A 15,175-nucleotide genomic window follows, 5' to 3' on the forward strand; every position below is an offset into this window, starting at 1 on the left:
GAGAATCAGTTCCATGGAGTCCTCGGTCCGCGCAGTCCACTCCAGCCCTACGCATGAGTTCAGCAAAGAGCCGATGCCCTCGATCACGCTCGTCGAAGGTATCGGCGTCTCCGGTGACGCTCATGCAGGCACGACCGTTCAGCATCGCAGCAGAGTGGCCAGGGACCCGAGCGCACCGAACCTCCGACAGGTCCACCTCATCCACGGCGAACTCTTCGAGCACCTCGACGAGGTCGGGTTCACCGTGGAGCCGGGCAGCCTCGGGGAGAACATCACCACGCGCGGAGTCGATCTGTTCGAACTGCCGGTCGGCACTCGACTGAGAATCGGTGAGGCAACAGTGACCGTCACCGGTCTGCGCAACCCGTGCCGTCAGATCGATGGCCTGCAGCCTGGCCTGATGAAGCGCCTCGTGTTCAAGGACGACGATGGCCATGTTCGCCGGCTTGCCGGAATCATGGGCATCGTCGCCCGAGGCGGAGTCGTCCGTCCGGGTGACTCGATCGCCGTCGAGCTTCCACCCTTGCCGCATCATCCGCTCACCACCGTCTGATGACGGGGTCCTAATCGATCCCATCGGAGACTCCGGCCGCGGCTGAGTCGGAAACGCGCCCAGCCGCAAGTAGCCCGGTCCCTGGGTGGCAGTTGCGGTATTCGAAGCGCCCGCGAGCGCGCTCGATGACGAATACCTCATGGGTGAGTTTGAGGTGGCCAGAACCGCCGTGCTCGCCGAGGTAGCGCATCGCTACCCCGAAAATTGCCTTGTGCGTCGGGTGATCTTTCGCCCAGGCGTCGAGCTCGGCCATGCTCCGCCACCAGCTCAGCCCGAAGCTCTGGTTAATTGCGCGCCCCGAATCGTCGAGGACCCTCGCATACCGATTGGCGATGCACCCGATCTCCGTCCCTGCGGAAGTAAGGTAGTCCATTCCCGCCCGCAACGTCGGTTCGACCTCATCGAGGTACATCTCTCGCTCCTTACCGGAGGTCTCGGACCAGTCCTGGCCCGACCGGATCAGGCAGAGATTCTCGACCTCATGGACAACGAGGCTTCCCGCCAAAACATCGGTGACTCCGGGTTTCGGATCGAGTCGGTCCCGCTGCGCGGCCGGCATCCTATCCCGGGCGCTCCCCCAATACCCGTGTTCGCGGATCTCTCCACTGAGAGCGTCGGCTAGGTGTCCGACTCCCTGCACATAGTCTGAGGAGTAGAGAGTCTCGACCCGATCGAGCGAGGGGCGGATCTCTTCGACGAAGAATCCCCAATCGGGTCGGGATTCAGAACCTTCCAACCATCGGCGACGGAGACGATCGGCACTTCCGTCCGCCCACCCGTCGAGATAGCAGATGATCATCCGGTTGAGCGCGCCAGTCTCGTCGACACACTCCGACTGATCCCGAAACACCACCGCCTTGGCGCGGTCGGTTCCTTCCAAGAAGGCGGTGCAGTGCTTGTCGAAAGCAGCCTTCGTCGTCTGCCGCCCGCGTGCCTGACCGGACGACGCCGAAGCCGCAGGTGCCTGGACACCGAGTATGAGCAGCGTCAGGTCGGTTCGTGACGGATCGAACCGCGCGGAGTAGGAGGGGTAGGGCGGCTGCCACGCTTCCTTCATCGCCATCGGGCACGTCCGCTCGCGGACGAGGTGCTCGGGGATCGCCGATTCGAAGGCAACCATGATCAGGCCTCCACGGCAAAGAGGTCCGCTGCCGGCTCCACATCCGCCTGGGTGGCTACGTCCACAGTCCGAGGCAGGGGGTTGCGGTTGATGAGGAGCCGGAAGACATCGGGACGCGAGTAGTGGCCGACAGGGTCGGCCGCGGACTTCGCGATCGCGATGAGGGCCGGATCCAGTTCGGCGTAGAGGATGCCTTCTTCGTCTGGACGAAGCGGCGCGGCGAGTTCGGAACCCTCTGGTCCGTAGATCCTCGCGTGGCCGCCGCCAGAATTGAGCAGATGCCGCTTCGTCTCCGTGTCGCAGAAGGTCTCGATCGCCGACTGTCCGACGACGGCGCAGGGAGCGAGCACGAAAGCCTGTCCTTCGGCAGCGTAGACGCGACTGGCCGCAGTGTTCACTTCTGGACTGAGCGCCTCAGCAGCTCCCTCGTAGATGGAGAAGGACGGCCAGGCGCCGACGTGGATCTCCTCGTTCTGGGCGTACAACGAGTATTTCGTCAGCGGCTGGAGATGCTCCCAGCAGTTCAGCGCTCCGATCCGACCGAGTGGCGTTTCATGGACCTGCAGGTCGGAACCGTCGCCTTCTCCGAAAACGGTCCGCTCGACGTGGGTGGGCTTGAGTTTGTGCCTGACTGACTGGAGTTCGCCGTCCGCGTCGATGAACGCTTGTGCCATGTAGAGGCTGCCCCCAGCCTTCGCACTGTAGCCGAGGACGACGTATACGCCCGCCTCACGGGCGGCGGCGCGGATGCGCTCCATCTCGCGACCGTGCGTGTCCATCGAGTTCTGCGCGTAGCCGGGGACGAATCGCATGCCGTCGGCAGGCGAGTCCAGCCAGATCCACCAGGGATATCCGGGCACGAAGGTCTCGGGGAAGGCGACGAGTTCGGCTCCATTGGCCGCGGCCTCGCGGATGAGCGCGATGGTTTTCTCGACCGTCGCATCGAGATCGAGCCAGACCGGTTCGGCCTGGACTGCTGCGGCGGTGATCGTCCGTTCCATAATGACTCCTCAACTGATGTGATGTATGCCACTTCAGTCTCTGAGCCGATGCGGGTGCGGTGCTGACCAAACCTGCCGCGGTCAGTGACGAAATCTGCCGACCCGCCGAGGTGGTCCTCCGCAGCGCTGGCGTGCGAGCCTAGCCGACGCGTGAGGTCGAAATTTCAACCCTGGGTCGGAAACGTCAAGTACTGTCTGCGGCCACGGTCAGTTTTCGGCGAGGAACCGCCTCGGCGTCGTGCCCGTCTCCGCGCGAAAGGCACGAATGAACCCGGATTCGCTGTCGAAACCACACCGCCCCGCTACGGCTGCGACGGTGACGTGCGGATTTGTGCGGAGGAGCTGCTTGGCGGCCTCGATGCGCATCCCGCGCATCACGCTCGAAACCCCAGCTTCGGGGAACAGACGATAGAGGGAGCGCACTGACAGATGCGCGTCCGCGGCGAGACGTTCGACAGTCCAGGCAGGGTCGGAGAGTTCGCGTCGCATCGCCGCCTCCACGCGCTGACGCAGGAAGCTGTCGGGCAGAGGGGTCTCGGACCCTTGGGCGTGTGGATGCAGCATCTCCGACAGGGCGCCGAGGACGTGGTCGACCATCGGGTCGAGACTTGATCCGCCCTCGCTCAGCTGGTCGCTCATCGTCAGCAGCAGCTGGGCGATGACTCCTCCGGGGCTGCCGCGACCGTGAGCATCGGCAGTGATCGCTCGAGTGTCGTCGACGCCGACGGCGGTCTTGGGGAGCTGGACGACGAGTTGACGGAACTCGCCGGGGAAGCGCAGGCGGTAGGGCCGGGCGCTGTCGTACAGCGCGATTCCACCGGGCACGAGGCGAGCGACGCGACCGTCCTGTTCAACGAAGCCTTCACCCTCGCGTTGGATCGAGAAGAGAAGGAATTCGTCCGAGGCGCTGGCGGCGAACCGGCGGGTGCGGACCACGTCCTGCGGGGAAGCGCAGACGGTCGAGAACTCGAGTTCACCCAGGACTTCCCGGTTGATCTCACCGTGGAACGGAGCGTCGTTCCGGTGTCGCGCGGAGAGTTTGACGAAGGTCTCGCAGATGAGGTCGGTCCACACCTCGGCAGCGTCGTCCGGCGACGCCTCGGCCGTAGACAGGGTCTGTGCGGTGTAGGTTCTCACTACTCGTCCCCTGTTGCGTTCGGCGCAGACTCCGTTGCATGCGTGTGATTGAGGGAATCATAGCCTGAGTCGACGTCGACGCAGAAGCCCCCGAACTCTTCGCTGTTGACGATGAGTTCGGGGGCTTGTCATTTGGCGGAAGCGGTGGGATTCGAACCCACGGTGCGGGGTTGCCGCACAACGGTTTTCAAGACCGTCTCCTTCGGCCGCTCGGACACGCTTCCCTCGGTTCCTCCACGCCTGTGACAGCGATGGAGCGAACCCGGCCTGCTCGACGCGAGGTCGAGCCACCATAGTTTCTCACAACCGCAACAGCATCTGCCAATTGGCGGATGCGCGCACGGACGTCACCGCCTCGGGGCTCAGCCGAGGCCGAGGCGAAGTGTCCCCGGAGGCGCTCAGTCCTTCTTGCGCTTCTTCATCCGGTTCCGCTTGCGCTCGGTGCCCAGGAGGTCATCGAACACGGAACCGCCGGCAGGTTTCGAATCGTCGCCGGACTTGTCTGATGATTCGTCGGGCCGTGCCGCGGCGTCGTCGCGGCTCTTGTCTGAACGGTAGGAGACCTGCTCGCCGAATGTTCCGCGGTCGCTGCCGGAGTTCTGCGAACGTTCGCTCCACGTATGGCCGAGCTTCGGTGCGTCCTTAGGCTTGGCCGGCTGCGATTCGTGTCCGGTGCTGTCGGCGTCCTCCGAGGTGGCGCCGCGCGCCGCGAACGAGGCCGGGACTCGTCGGACCGGAGCTTCCGGCTCTTCCTCGTCGACGAACTCTTCGTCTTCTGCAGGAGCCGGAGCCGCTTCGGGTGCATCGTCCTGGGGCGGGACCACGGTGGAGTCCTCGACATCGTCGATGTCGGGATCCGCGACCGCGTCAACGGTGTTCTCCGCGGTATCGGCGACCTCGACCTCGTCGGCTTCGGTTTCACTGGCTCCGGTCTCGTTGGTCGCGGAACCATCGGCTGCGGACTCTGCCGCAGAAACTGCGTCGGCCGCGCTCTCCATGCCGGGCGACTCAGAAGCTTCGGAATCTGCCGAGGCAGATTCGTCCGCTCCACTCGTCGCAACTGGTACGTCTGTGCCGCTCGCCGCATCTGGCTCTTCGGAGCCTGAGTCATCGGAGTCTGAGTTCGCGATTGCGGCCGCGACGGCACCGGAGGTTCCACGGGGCGCCGCAGAGACCGACTCTGAATCGGCGGCGGTCGCCTCGTCGGCGGGTGGAGCCACGGCGAACGCATCGCTCGACGCCACTTCCGAATCCGAGCTCTCGGCACCGGCACCTCCGTCAGCACCGGCTGCATCGCCGGAAGCTGGAGAGTCCTCGGCCGCATCGGACCCCGCCTCGCCGGAATCAGACCAGTTGAGGCGGGCCTCAGCAGCCTCCTCGGTGCGGGCGGGCTTGCCCTTGAGGACGAGGGTGAGCGTGGCCAGCGGCACGGACAGCCAGTTCGGGCGGTTGCGCAGCTCGGTGACGACCTCGACGAGAAGCCGGTCGACCAGCGCCGCGCGCAGCACGGGATCGCTCAGCCCGATGCTGTCGCCGCGCGCCCGCGAATATCCGGACAGCAGCGAGTTCTGGACCTGCGAGGCCCACAGGTACTCGGGCGAATCGAAGATCGCGCGCAGCGCTCCCGGATCGTTGCCGAAGCCGCTGACGACCAGCGAGCCGTCCTCGGAGTCGAGCGCGTCGGTGCGCTGCAGACGAGCGAAACCGGCAGCGTAGTCGATGCTGCGCAGCAGAGCCACGAGGTCGAAGGCGGCGGGCTTGGGGTCCGAGTCCGTCGAGTCCGTGAACTTCACGACCGAATAGCCGTCGGTGGACGAGCTGATCACATGGTCGAGCGTCAGCTCGCCGTGGATCTTCTGCAGGGTGCCGATGGTCTCCATGCTCTGCAGCCTGGCACGGTGGCCGCGCAGCTCCGGCACCAGCGAATCCAGGGCCAGGGGTGCCCGGCCCAGCGCCCAGTCGATGCGTTCGACCCACTTCTGCACCAGCTGCTTCGTCGGTTCGCCGGCGCCTTCGACGACTCCGAACTCGGCGGCCATGTCCGTGTGCAGTTCGCCGATGCGCCGACCCATCTCTGCGGCGTGGGCGTTGTAGGCCCCGATCGAACCGGAGTCGACGGCGCACACCGTGTTCACGGCTTCTCGCCATGCGGGTTCGGCGTCGACATCGACGTGGGAGAGCAGCGCCATCGGCGCCTCCATCTCCTGGACCTCGAACATGTCGTACCAGCGGCCCGAACCCCAGCCGATGACCTCGGGCACGCTGCGCGAACCCGCCTCGGTGAGCAGAACCGGAATCGTCAGCGACGACGGCATTCCGTTCTCGAGGACGCGGAAGAACGAGAGCTCCAGCGGCTCGTATTCGTCGTGGATGATGACGGTCGACTTGTGCTGCCCGGAGTCCGAGACCTCGATCGGGCGGATCTCGACGGGCATGACGTCCTCCGCTCCCACCGTGAGGTCTCCGATCGATGGCTTCGGTGGGACCGCCTCGGCGGCGGTGTTCGTCGATCCATTCGCCGAGGCGGCCGCGCCGTTCGCGGTCACCGGGAACGGCATCGGCGCACGGTCCCGGGCCTCGGTCTTCTCCTGGCTGTGGCGCAGGGACTCGGTGGACAGCTGCCCGCCGTCGAAGACCTTGCGCTTCGTGATCGCGTCGGCCATGAGGTTGACGAAGACGGGATCGGCGGCGCCGTCGTAGACGTAGACGGTGCCGAGCGCGAGGTCGTCGACGCGGCCGATGAGGGCGTGGCGCAGGTGCATGTCCTCGGCACCGCGCAGGGTCAGGGGGATGTTGAGGCGACGCAGGGTGGGGCCGTCGCCGACGGAGATGACGGTCACGAGACCGGCGAAGCCCCCGAGCTCCTCGGCGGTGTAAGTGAACGCGCGGGCCACCGACATGGGGGTGATGTCGGGGTCGGTCCCGAAATCTGCTGCGAGCTTGGGAAACCACGGCTGTCGGGGTATCCAGCTGGCTAACAGTTGTTCGAGCTCACTGCTGATGGCCATGACGTCTCCTAGAAGGGATTACGGGCATCCTCCATCCAATCATGATATGGGGTGTTCGCGGTCCAGGGCGCACCCGAAACCCCGAAGTCGGGAGCCGAATCACGGGGTTCGGGTAAATGCGAGGCGGGGACGGGAGGGATTAGGGACGGTCATAGCGGGGCGGACCGGGGCGGGTTCTCAGCGGCCCCGCGGCTGTCCTCATATCGATACGAGTTGCCAAATAGCAAGACAAAGGGCGCACAATAGTCTGGTGGTTGAAACAGATATGGCACCCCAGAAGCTCACACTCGCCGGCGAGGTCGAGGCGGCTGCGCTGCGAATTTCCGATTCCGTCATCCTGTCGCCACTTCAGATCTGCGAGCGGCTGACGGCCGCAACCGGTTCCACGGTCTACCTCAAGCGTGAGGACCTGCAGATGGTGCGGTCCTACAAGATCCGCGGCGCCTTCAACTTCATGCTCCAGCTCGATGCCGACGAACGCGCCCGCGGTGTCGTCTGCGCCTCGGCGGGCAACCACGCCCAGGGCTTCGCTCGCGCCTGCAAGGAACTGGGCATCCAGGGCACGATCTTCGTGCCGAAGACGACGCCGAAGCAGAAGATCGAACGCGTCCGTCACTTCGGCGGGGAGCAGGTGACGATCGAGATCGCCGGCTCCACCTACGATGACGCCTCGGCGTTGGCCCACCGGTTCGCCGAACGCAATGAGGCACTCCTGGTCTCGGCCTTCGACGATATGCGCACCATCGCCGGTCAGGGCACCGTGGCCGCGGAGATCCACGCTCAGCTGGAAACCGACCCGGATTACATCATCGTTCCCGTCGGCGGCGGCGGAGTGCTCGCGGGAATCGCCGCCTATGCGGCCGAACGGATGCCGAACACGAAGGTCATCGGCGCCGAACCTGCCGGAGCCGCCTCGATGATCGCAGCGCTCAAGGCCGGCCACCCCGTGACCTTGGAGAACATCGACCGTTTCGCCGACGGCACCGCCGTGCGCCGGGCCGGCAACATCACCTATGACGTCATCGCCGACCTCGGCCTCGACATCCGCCCCGTCGCCGAGGGCGCGGTGGCCACCGAGATGCTCGATATGTACCAGGTCGACGGCATCATCGCCGAGCCCTCCGGCGCCCTGGCCTCGGCCGGGATCGGCGGCCCGGACTCGGACAAGCCGATCACGATTGAACCCGGTTCGACCGTGGTGTGCCTGGTCTCCGGCGGCAACAACGACATCTCCCGCTACCCGGAGATCCTCGAACGCTCACTCGTCCACGAGGGCCTCAAGCACTACTTCATCGTCGACTTCCCGCAGGAGCCCGGTGCCCTGCGCCGGTTCCTCAACGAGGTGCTCGGGCCCGAGGACGACATCGCGATGTTCGAGTACGTCAAACGCTCCGACCGGGAGACCGGACCGGCGTTCGTCGGCATTCAGCTCGGCTATGCCGAAGACCTGCCGAACCTGCTCGAGCGGATGGAGGCCTCGAACATCGAGGTCGAGCGCGTCCACCAGAACTCGCCGATGTTCCGCCTCTTCGCCTGAGCGGCGTCGCTGTCGCCCTCCCTCATCCCGAGTTGCCCTTCACCGAACCCCCACCGCGCGGATGCCCCTGCCCACTCGCGCACCCAGCTACTAGAGTGGACGCATGCGCGCTATCACGATCTCCTCCCCCGGTGAGCCCGAGGTCCTGCAGGTCACCGACGAACCCACACCAGACATCGCCGCCGACGAGGTCCTCGTCCGCGTCCATGCCGCCGGCGTCAACAGGGCCGACCTGCTGCAGCGCCGCGGCTTCTACGATCCCCCGCCCGGGGCCACCACGATTCCTGGTCTCGAGGTCTCCGGGACGATCGAAGAGCTCGGCGCCGACGTCACCGGCTGGTCCGTCGGCGACCGGGTCGCGGCTCTGCTCTCAGGCGGCGGATACGCCGAATACGTGCCCGTTCCCGCTGGTCAGCTGCTTCCCGTCCCCGCCGGCTTCGACCTCACCGAGGCGGCCGCCCTGCCCGAGGTGCTGTCGACCGTCTGGTCGAACATCGTCGGCCGCGGACAGGTGCAGGCCGGCGAATGGCTGCTCGTCCACGGCGGCGGCTCCGGAATCGGCACGGCCGCGATCCAGATCGCGCGCCACCTCGGCGTGAAGATCGTCGTGACCGTCGGCTCAGAGAAGAAGGCCGAATTCTGCCGCGAACTCGGTGCCGATGCCGTCATCAACTACCGCGAAGAGGACTTCGTCGAACGCGTCCGCGAGATCTGCACCCACGACGACGGGTCGACCGGAGCCGATGTCATCCTCGACATCATCGGCGCGAAGTACCTCGAGCGCAATATCAAGGCGCTGGGCACCGACGGCCGTCTCGTCATCATCGGCATGCAGGGCGGAACGAAGACCGAGATCAACCTCGGCTGGCTCATGCAGCCGCGCAAGTCAGTCTCCGCCACGACCCTGCGGGCGCGGCCGAAGGACCAGAAGATCGCCATCGTCGCCGAGGTGGCCGACCGTCTCTGGCCGGCCGTGGTCTCGGGCGACATCCGCCCCATCATCCACGAGGCCATGCCGTTGACCGACGTCGTCCGTGCTCATCAGACGCTGGAGGACGGGGCGAACATCGGAAAGGTTCTGCTCATCGTCGATGAGGAAGGTGCATGAGCAATGGCTGAGATTCCCGAGTCCGCAGACGGCGTCCAGAACTCCGCGGGTGAGACGAGCGCCGCGGACGCACCGACCACAGACGGTGCGTCGAACGCCGACAGTGTGCAGTCCGGACTCGCCAAGGCGCAGCACGATCAGGCGGATGTCTCGTCACCGGCGAAGGTGATGCGCATCGGCACCATGGTCAAACAGCTGCTCGAGGAGGTCCGCGGCACCGAGCTCGACGAGAAGGGACGCGAGCGCCTCGCCGAGATCTATCGCCGCTCCATCGACGAACTCGAAGATGGGTTGTCGAAGGACCTCATCGAGGAGCTCGAGCGCCTCGACCTGCCCTTCGACTCGGCCGACGGTCCCCCGACGACCTCGGAGCTGCGGATCGCCCAGGCTCAGCTCGTCGGTTGGTTAGAAGGTCTCTTCCACGGTATCCAGACCGCGATCATGGCACAGCCGGCCATGGCCCAGCAGATGGCCGGTCGCGGCCAACTGCCTCCGGGAATGGTTCCGCCCGGAATGACGCCGGCTGACGGGCAGCCCGGCGAAAAGCAGGAGTCGGACCGCGACGATCGCGGCACCGGCAACTATCTGTGAAGCGCTTCTTCTCCGGTCTGCGCAAGAAGGCGATTCCGACCGCGGTCAAGGACGATGACCGGTTCGGCACCGGTCTGTGGCGCCACAACCGCGACCGCTTCATCCGCGCCGTCGACCGGTACTACACCACCGCGGTGGCCCTCCACGAGGCACGGGACTCCGGTGGCAGCACCGCCTCGGGAGCCGCCTCGGCGGGATCATCCGACGGCTCGGTCACGGCCGCCTCGGCGAAGGATCCGATCGACGTCATCGTCGACGGCACCCACCGGCTCAACCCACTCGTCGACGTCGTCGACGACCTCACCGCGACCCTCCACGCCCGCCACCCCGTCACCGGTCAGGTGGTGCCCGGACCCGCTCGGCAAGCCGTCGGCGACGCACCGGAGCTGCTGACGAAGGCCTCATCGAAGGTCGGCGAGGCAGTGCTCGCGGCATCGATGGCACGGTCGGACGAGTCGTCGGGACGGTCGATCGACTCGAGCGCGGAGGCCACGGTTCGGTTCATCACGGATGCCGAGGAGCTGCTGGGGCGGGCGCGGGAGATTCTCGCTAGGGTGGAGGTATCATGAGACCTCCGATCAGCCCCGATATCCTGCCGCCGGATGACTTCGACCTCGGCCTCGTCGCCAGCGATATCGACGGCACGCTGCTGCTGAACTGGAAGCCGATCTCGACGGCCACGATCGATGCGATCCACCGCTGTCAGGATGCGGGAATCCCGTTCGTGCTCGTCACCGGACGGCCCGTCCGATGGTTGGCGCCGATCGCTGAGCAAATCCCCGACCTCGGTCGAGTCGTCTGCCTCAACGGTGCGGTCGTCTACGACATCGCATCGCAGTCCGTCGTCGATGCGCACACTATCGACTCACAGACGCTGGCGGAGATCACCGCGGCGGTCCGCGTCGATCATCCCGAGGCCCGGTTCGCCTACGAGACGCTCAACGGCGGCTTCATCGACCGGGAGTTCGTCACCGGCCGACCGCGTGAGGCCAGGATCATCGACGATGTCTCCGAACTCGACGGCGAGGACGTCGTCAAGGTGCTCGTGCGTCTGGAGACGAGCGATTCGCAGGCGATGCACAACCTCATCGATCCGCTCGTCGACGGCACCTGTCATGCCTCGTTCTCCGAACCGGACAACGGCCTCGTCGAACTGGCACCACATGGGATCACGAAAGCGAAGACGCTGTCCGACCTGTGCGACCACCTCGGGGTGGCACAGTCGCAGGTGATGGCGTTCGGGGATATGCCCAATGACATCGAGATGCTGTCGTGGGCCGGGCACGGGGTCGCGATGGGCAATGCGCTGGGATCGGTCAAGGCGATCGCTGCGGCCGTCACCGACGAGGTCGACGACGATGGCGTCGCCCGCTACCTCGACGCCGTCTTGGACACCCGCGCCAACTAGTCCCAATTGCTACCTGACGGCGGCCCAGCTACCTCGCGCGAGGTTGCTGGGCCGCCGTCAGGTAGTAATTAGGGGCGGGTGTTGGTGGTGCCCTCTGCCTCGAGGAGCGCTGAGTCGAGGCTGAAGTAATCGACCAGTGCTACTGCCAGTCCGTCGTCGTCGACCGAGTCGGTGACCACGCTCGCGAGCACCTTGAGTTCGTCCTTCGACTGCCCCATGACGATGCCGTGTTCGACCCATTCGATCATCTCGAGGTCGTTGAGTCCGTCTCCGGCCCCCACAGTGTGGGCGTGCTCGACTCCGAGTTCCTCGGCCACGATCTCCAGACCGCTGGCCTTCGAGACCCCGTCCGGGGCGATGTCGAGCCAGTTGCTCCAGCCCACCGAGTAGCTGACCTCATGCAGTCCGAGCGAGTCCACTGCGGCAGCGAACTCCTCGGCGGTGCCGTTGACTTCGCGCATGACGATGCGGGTGGCTCGCTTGGTCAGCAGCTCGTCGAAGTCGACGATGTCGAGGGTGTCGGATTCGGCGAGTTCGCCGACCGGGAACGCCCCGGACGCCCATCGGTGCAGGTCCGGATCCTCGACGAGGAACAGCGCCGTCGGCAGCGCCGCGTGCATCTGCTCGAGCGCATCCTTCGGGTCGAAGGACACGACATGGTGCAACTCCCACCCCAATGGCAGCTCCGGGTCGAGGCGGACGACGACGGATCCGTTCGAGCACACGACGAAACCGTGTTTGAGGTCGAGCGCATGGACGACCTCGAGCGCGCCCGGCAGGGCACGGCCGGTGGAGATCACAAGATGGTGGTCCTCCTCGGCGAGCCGATCGAGCACCTGCTTCACCGACTCCGACAGGGTTCCGTCGTAGCCGACGATCGTGCCGTCGACATCGAGTGCGATGAGGTGCGGGGTCAATGTGTCTCCCAACGTATGCGTGAATCTTCTTGTCGTCGTTCTTCCCGGCGCCGAGGCGACCGAACCCAACCGAGTCCCGCCGAGTTCCGCCGCACGGTCAGTTCCCCGCGTCCCGGCACAGGCTCAGTAGCGCGGTCCTTCCGGTCCCTGTGCGGTCATCCCGCCGAGGTAGGGCCGCAGTGCCTCGGGCACCGTGACCGAACCGTCCGCCTGCTGATGGTTCTCGAGGATCGGCACCAGCCAGCGGGTGTTGGCCATGGTTCCGTTGAGGGTGGCGACGGGGCGGGTCGATCCGTCGCGGCGTTCGCGGATCTGCAGGCGGCGTGCCTGGAACGTCGTGCAGTTCGACGTCGAGGTCAGTTCCCGGTAGGTGCCCTGCGTCGGCACCCAGGCTTCGCAGTCGAACTTGCGGGCAGCCGAATCACCGAGGTCGCCGGCAGCTGTGTCGATGACCCGGTACGGCAGTTCGCACAGTCCGAGCATCTTCTCCTGCAGCGACAGCATCCGCTCGTGTTCGGCTTCGGCATCCTCGACTGGGACGTAGGCGAACATTTCGACCTTCTGGAACTGGTGGACGCGGATGATTCCGCGGGTGTCCTTGCCGTAGGAGCCGGCCTCGCGGCGGTAGCAGGAGGAGATGCCGGCGTAGCGCAGCGGACCGTCGGAGAGATCGATGATCTCGTCCATGTGGTAGCCGGCCAGGGGCACCTCGGAGGTGCCGACGAGGAACAGATCGTCGGCTTCGAGACGGTACACCTCATCGGCGTGCTCACCGAGGAACCCGGTGCCGCGCATGACCTCGGGACGGACCAGGGTCGGGGTGATGGTCGGGCTGAACCCGGCCTCCTCGGCGACGTCGCGGGCGAGGTTGAGCAGAGCCATCTCCAGCTTCGCGCCGAAACCGGTGAGGTAGTGGAAACGCGATCCGGAAACCTTCGTTCCCCGCTGAGTGTCGATGGCCTTCAGCTTCTCACCGATCTCGAGATGATCGAGCGGTTCGAAGCCGTCCGGGGTGAAGTCGCGGGGTTCGCCCACGGTCTTGAGCGTCACGAAGTTCTCTTCGCCGCCGGCAGGGATGCCGTCGATGATGAGGTTCGGGACCTTCGACACGAGCTGGTCGAAGGCGAAAGTGGCTTCTTCGGATTCCGCGGACAGCGACTTCACGGCCTCGGACTTCGCCTTGCCCTCCGCGATGAGTGCCGGCTTGTCCTCCTTCGGCGCCTTCGCGATCTGAGAGGAGAAGGATTTCTGATCCGCACGTGCGTCTTCGAAGGCGGTGATGGCCGCACGACGAGCGGAATCGGCGGCGATGACCTCGTCGATGAGCTCGACGGATGCCCCGCGAGCCTCCTGCGATGCCTTGAACAGGGCCGGGTTGTCTCTGAGAAGCGCTAGATCGATCACCCTCTCAGCTTAACGGGCCGGGCGTGTTTTCGATATTCGGCACTCAGCCTGCACACGACCGGGGCACTGTAGATTTGGGACATGATCATCGAGTTGGACCCCCTGATGACATGGGTCATCGTCATCGGTGCCCTCGCCGTGCTCGTGGCCGCGTTCCTCATCGGCCGCCGCAACGGCGTGCGACGCACGCTCAACACGATGAGACGCTACGCCCACCCGGCGAACCTCTCCGACGAGGCGGTCGATGATGCGGCCAGATACCGTGCCGCGCTCATCGTCAATCCCACGAAGACCGATGTGCGCAAATTGGCCGCCACCGCCGAGGCGATCTGTCGTTTCGAGGGATGGAACCCTCCGCTCGTGCTCGAGACCACCCCCGAGGATTCCGGTGAGGGGGCCACGGTCCGTGCCCTCGACGAGGGGGTCGACGTCGTCATCGCCGCCGGCGGGGACGGCACCATCCGCGCGGTCGCCTCGGCGCTGGCGGGAACCTCCACTCCGCTGGGGATCGTGCCGTTGGGGACCGGGAATCTGCTCGCCCGCAATATCGATCTCGTCCTCGACAAGACGGAGTGGGCGCTGCGGATCGCCCTGTGGGGTCGCAACCGGGAGATCGACGTGGGGAAGGCGAAGATCGCCCCCGACGGCGATACCCATGTCTTCACCGTGATGACCGGACTCGGCTTCGACGCCGCGGTCATGGCCGATACCAACGACGATCTCAAGGCCCGCCTCGGATGGCTCGCCTACGTCGAGGCGGGATCGCGGAAGCTCACCGGCAAACCCAGTCATGTCAAGGTCACGTTCGACGACGAATATCGGATTTCGGCAAGGGTGCGTTCGGTGCTCGGCGGCAACTGCGGCCGATTGCAGGGAGGCATCCAGCTGCTGCCGCAGGCCGTCATCGACGACGGCATGCTCGACGTGCTCATCGTCAGCCCGAAGAACCTCGGCCAGTGGGTCGGCGTGCTCGCATCGATCGCCGGCCGCCGAGCCTCGCGCGGGCTGCACACGAACATCCGGAAGTGCCGAAAGGTCGTCATCGAAGCCGGTGACGAGGTCGATATCCAGATCGACGGGGACCCGCTGGGACAGTCGTCCTACCTCGAGATGGAAGTCGACCCCTCCGCCCTGACCGTCCGCGTGCCCACCGTCGAACAGCGCAAGCAGATCCGCGCCGAGGCGTGGCCGGTCTAGTTCGGAACCGCTGAATTCGCGCGGCCGACGCGTCCTTTCGCCGAGGCGGCACTGACAGCCATTCTTTTACCGACGAGTAGGTCACGAAACGGTTAAAGGAATTCACCTAAGTGTTACCGCTTTTAAACCTGAACAAAACGTACAGAAATAGTTTGGAAAACCCTTAGAACCTAGGATGAGTGCCGTATCACACC

The 15,175-nt window shown here is 65.7% G+C and carries 13 protein-coding genes and 1 tRNA gene; 7 read left to right on the forward strand and 7 right to left on the reverse strand.

Annotated elements, in window-relative coordinates:
• The first annotated feature begins 13 nt into the window (after positions 1 to 13).
• The gene (locus AC3CD9_RS13330; RefSeq protein WP_488364348.1) at positions 14 to 553 is read left to right on the forward strand and encodes an MOSC domain-containing protein; all 540 of its coding nucleotides are present in this window, start codon (positions 14 to 16) and stop codon (positions 551 to 553) included.
• Positions 554 to 563: 10 nt separating this feature from the next.
• On the opposite strand, the gene AC3CD9_RS13335 is transcribed toward AC3CD9_RS13330, so the two are convergent.
• The 5 genes from AC3CD9_RS13335 to AC3CD9_RS13355 all read right to left on the reverse strand — a co-directional run bounded on the left by AC3CD9_RS13335 (position 564) and on the right by AC3CD9_RS13355 (position 6,819).
• Positions 564 to 1,673, reverse strand: a complete 1,110-nt coding sequence (locus AC3CD9_RS13335; RefSeq protein WP_488364350.1) for a phenylacetaldoxime dehydratase family protein — start codon at positions 1,671 to 1,673, stop codon at positions 564 to 566.
• Between the two features lie 2 nt (positions 1,674 to 1,675).
• Positions 1,676 to 2,674, reverse strand: a complete 999-nt coding sequence (locus AC3CD9_RS13340) for a carbon-nitrogen hydrolase family protein (RefSeq protein ID WP_488364351.1) — start codon at positions 2,672 to 2,674, stop codon at positions 1,676 to 1,678.
• A 207-nt stretch (positions 2,675 to 2,881) separates the two neighbouring features.
• Positions 2,882 to 3,811, reverse strand: a complete 930-nt coding sequence (locus AC3CD9_RS13345) for an AraC-like ligand-binding domain-containing protein (RefSeq protein WP_488364353.1) — start codon at positions 3,809 to 3,811, stop codon at positions 2,882 to 2,884.
• 133 nt (positions 3,812 to 3,944) lie between these two features.
• Positions 3,945 to 4,035: transfer RNA gene (locus AC3CD9_RS13350), tRNA-Ser, on the reverse strand.
• Positions 4,036 to 4,209: 174 nt separating this feature from the next.
• The gene (locus AC3CD9_RS13355; protein WP_488364354.1) at positions 4,210 to 6,819 is read right to left on the reverse strand and encodes a maltokinase N-terminal cap-like domain-containing protein; all 2,610 of its coding nucleotides are present in this window, start codon (positions 6,817 to 6,819) and stop codon (positions 4,210 to 4,212) included.
• Positions 6,820 to 7,084: 265 nt separating this feature from the next.
• Between AC3CD9_RS13355 and ilvA the strand changes: the two genes are divergently transcribed.
• The 5 genes from ilvA to AC3CD9_RS13380 all read left to right on the forward strand — a co-directional run bounded on the left by ilvA (position 7,085) and on the right by AC3CD9_RS13380 (position 11,463).
• Entirely contained in the window at positions 7,085 to 8,356 is a 1,272-nt protein-coding gene (gene ilvA, locus AC3CD9_RS13360) for a threonine ammonia-lyase IlvA (RefSeq protein ID WP_488367553.1), read from the forward strand.
• Positions 8,357 to 8,459: 103 nt separating this feature from the next.
• A complete protein-coding gene (locus AC3CD9_RS13365) occupies positions 8,460 to 9,464 on the forward strand; it encodes an NAD(P)H-quinone oxidoreductase (protein WP_488364355.1) in 1,005 nt (334 codons plus the stop codon).
• A 3-nt stretch (positions 9,465 to 9,467) separates the two neighbouring features.
• Positions 9,468 to 10,055: a proteasome activator gene (locus AC3CD9_RS13370; protein ID WP_488364356.1), complete on the forward strand. Its 588-nt coding sequence runs from the start codon at positions 9,468 to 9,470 to the stop codon at positions 10,053 to 10,055.
• Positions 10,052 to 10,624, forward strand: a complete 573-nt coding sequence (locus tag AC3CD9_RS13375; protein WP_488364357.1) for a hypothetical protein — start codon at positions 10,052 to 10,054, stop codon at positions 10,622 to 10,624. Before AC3CD9_RS13370 ends, AC3CD9_RS13375 begins: the two co-directional genes overlap by 4 nt.
• Entirely contained in the window at positions 10,621 to 11,463 is an 843-nt protein-coding gene (locus AC3CD9_RS13380) for an HAD family hydrolase (protein WP_488364358.1), read from the forward strand. The genes AC3CD9_RS13375 and AC3CD9_RS13380 overlap by 4 nt, the downstream gene beginning before the upstream one ends.
• Before the next feature lie 68 nt (positions 11,464 to 11,531).
• On the opposite strand, the gene AC3CD9_RS13385 is transcribed toward AC3CD9_RS13380, so the two are convergent.
• Positions 11,532 to 12,392, reverse strand: coding sequence for an HAD family hydrolase (locus tag AC3CD9_RS13385; protein WP_488364359.1), 861 nt, complete (start codon positions 12,390 to 12,392; stop codon positions 11,532 to 11,534).
• A 111-nt stretch (positions 12,393 to 12,503) separates the two neighbouring features.
• Positions 12,504 to 13,784 carry a serine--tRNA ligase gene (gene serS / locus AC3CD9_RS13390; protein WP_488364360.1) on the reverse strand — a complete coding sequence of 427 codons (1,281 nt, stop codon included), beginning with the start codon at positions 13,782 to 13,784 and terminating at the stop codon, positions 12,504 to 12,506.
• Between the two features lie 81 nt (positions 13,785 to 13,865).
• Here serS and AC3CD9_RS13395 point away from each other — a divergent pair, with 81 nt between their 5' ends.
• Complete coding sequence (locus AC3CD9_RS13395) at positions 13,866 to 14,981, forward strand: diacylglycerol/lipid kinase family protein (protein WP_253903879.1); 1,116 nt, start codon at positions 13,866 to 13,868, stop codon at positions 14,979 to 14,981.
• Positions 14,982 to 15,175 lie beyond the last annotated feature (194 nt).

This window comes from Brevibacterium sp. MGP-B1, assembly GCF_057766545.1.